The organism is Nitrososphaera sp. (assembly GCF_050748925.1).
Taxonomy (GTDB): Archaea; Thermoproteota; Nitrososphaeria; order Nitrososphaerales; family Nitrososphaeraceae; genus Nitrososphaera.
The window spans coordinates 1-1,875 of record NZ_JBOGQF010000213.1 but is presented as its reverse complement, the minus strand read 5'-3'; the positions used below and the strand labels follow the sequence as shown (position 1 = coordinate 1,875).

Annotated in this window: 3 protein-coding genes; all 3 read left to right on the top strand. The window is 58.6% G+C overall.

Annotated elements, in window-relative coordinates:
* A partial coding sequence (locus tag ACREAY_RS11600) for a YcaO-like family protein (protein ID WP_431755927.1) occupies positions 1-769 on the top strand: 769 nt, incomplete at its 5' end.
* Positions 754-1,404: a TfuA-like protein gene (locus ACREAY_RS11595; protein WP_431755926.1), complete on the top strand. Its 651-nt coding sequence runs from the start codon at positions 754-756 to the stop codon at positions 1,402-1,404. The genes ACREAY_RS11600 and ACREAY_RS11595, both read left to right, overlap by 16 nt.
* Before the next feature lie 31 nt (positions 1,405-1,435).
* The coding region (locus ACREAY_RS11590; protein ID WP_431755925.1) for a cob(I)yrinic acid a,c-diamide adenosyltransferase at positions 1,436-1,875 on the top strand (440 nt) is incomplete at its 3' end.

The window sequence follows — 1,875 nt, the reverse complement described above, 5'->3', positions numbered from 1 at the left end:
AGAGGCCGTGTGCCACTCGCTGTGCGAGGTGATAGAGCGCGACGCTATGAGCATCGCGGAACTGCGCGCAAGCGCCATACCATTCCACGTATTGCGCACAATCGTCCATTCGCTAAACGCCGCCGGCATCCAGGCGCCGCCGGTCCAGTCAGACAGGTTTGTAGACGACCCCGGCGTGTTTCCAGACGTAGACATCTCTGGCGTCGAGTTTGCGCCGGTGCAGGACCTGCTTGAGCATTTCGAGAAGGCGGGCATACCTCTCATCATAAAGGACATCACGTCAGACATCGGCGTGCCGACTTTTAACGCCAGCAGCATCGAGTGGGTGACGCACGACTATGGCTACCTCGCAGAGGGCCACGGCACGCACCCCGACGCAAGGATTGCTCTTTTGCGCGCAATAACAGAGGTGTCGCAGACGCGCGCGGCCAACATCCAGGGCGCCCGCGACGACCTGCGCAAGATACGGTACGGCGAGAACAACACCGACGACAAGCGGGCATGGCAGTTCATGCCGTCCACAAGAAAGATAAAATTCTCGGAGGTCAAGACGTATTTTCACAAAGACATTCTCGACGACGTCAAGTTCATACTGTCAAGGCTAAAGGCAGTGGATCTGGGTCGCGTAGTAATAGTCGACCTGACAAACCCGGACCTCGGCGTGCCGGTGGTGAGGGCCATAGTGCCGGGGCTGGAAACTTTCAAGATAACAAAGTCGGTGATGGGCATGCGGGCAAAGGCGTGTTTCAAGCAATGGCAAAGCCGGTGATCTTTCTCGGCCCGTCGCTGAGCCACGAGAGAGCTCGGCAGATATTCCCGGGCGCAGATTACAGGCCGCCGGCAAAGAAAGGCGACCTCTTGCGGCTGGCAGCCGGCGACGCCACGATGGTCGGCCTCGTGGACGGCGTCTTTTTGCAGGACTATCCCCCCACGCCCATCGAGGTTTACCAGCTGGCAAGGAAGCAAGGCGTCACGCTTGCAGGCGCCGCAAGCCTCGGCGCTCTGCGCGCGGTGGAACTGGAAAAATTCGGCATGATAGGCATCGGGCGCGTGTTTGAATTGTACAAGACCGGCAGGATAGACGCGGACGACGAAGTCGCCGTGACGTTTGGCGACGGCGACTTTCGGCTCCAGTCAGAGGCGATGATAGACATACGCTACAACCTGTACCTCGCGCACAAAAAGGGCGTCATCAGCAGGGAGGCCAAGAAAACAATGGCAAAGGTAGCAAAGGCGATCTATTTTCCGCACCGCAACTATCCTGACATCATCGAGGAGGCCAGGCGGCTTCATCCGCAGCTGCACGAAGTAGAGGCGTTTGCCAGCTACATCCAGTCGAACAGAAAAAGCCTGAAGGAGATGGACGCGATAAAGCTCGTGGAATTTTTCAAGGCAAGGAGCTAATCTTAAATCATCTGCGCCACTTTTGGAGATTGTGAAGATATACACGAGGACGGGCGACAAGGGCGAGACCGGCCTCATCGGCGGCAGGCGCGTGAGCAAGGCCGACCAGAGGATAGTAGCCTACGGCTCAGTCGACGAGCTCAACTCCTCCATCGGCATGGCCGTATGCATGCTCGGGGCAGAAGAGGTCTTTGCGGACCTTGTCGGCATCCTCACAAAGGTGCAGAACGACCTTTTTGTCGTCGGCTCTGACCTGGCAGACCCGGACTACCCGGAGAGCAAGTACAGCACGCCCCGCGCCACCGAAGGCATGGCGTCAGAGCTGGAACCGGCCATCGATAAATTTGAAAAAGAGTTGCCCCCCATCACGTTCTTTATCCTGCCGGGCGGGAGCACCCAGGCGTCGATGCTCCACATCTGCAGGGGCGTGGCGAGGCGCGCAGAAACGATGGCCGTCGCGCTGGCAAGGAC

What these genes read in the sequence shown, in the direction of transcription:
- ACREAY_RS11595 (WP_431755926.1), top strand. Translation starts at nt 754, where the DNA reads ATGGCAAAGCCGGTGATCTTTCTCGGCCCGTCGCTGAGCCACGAGAGA.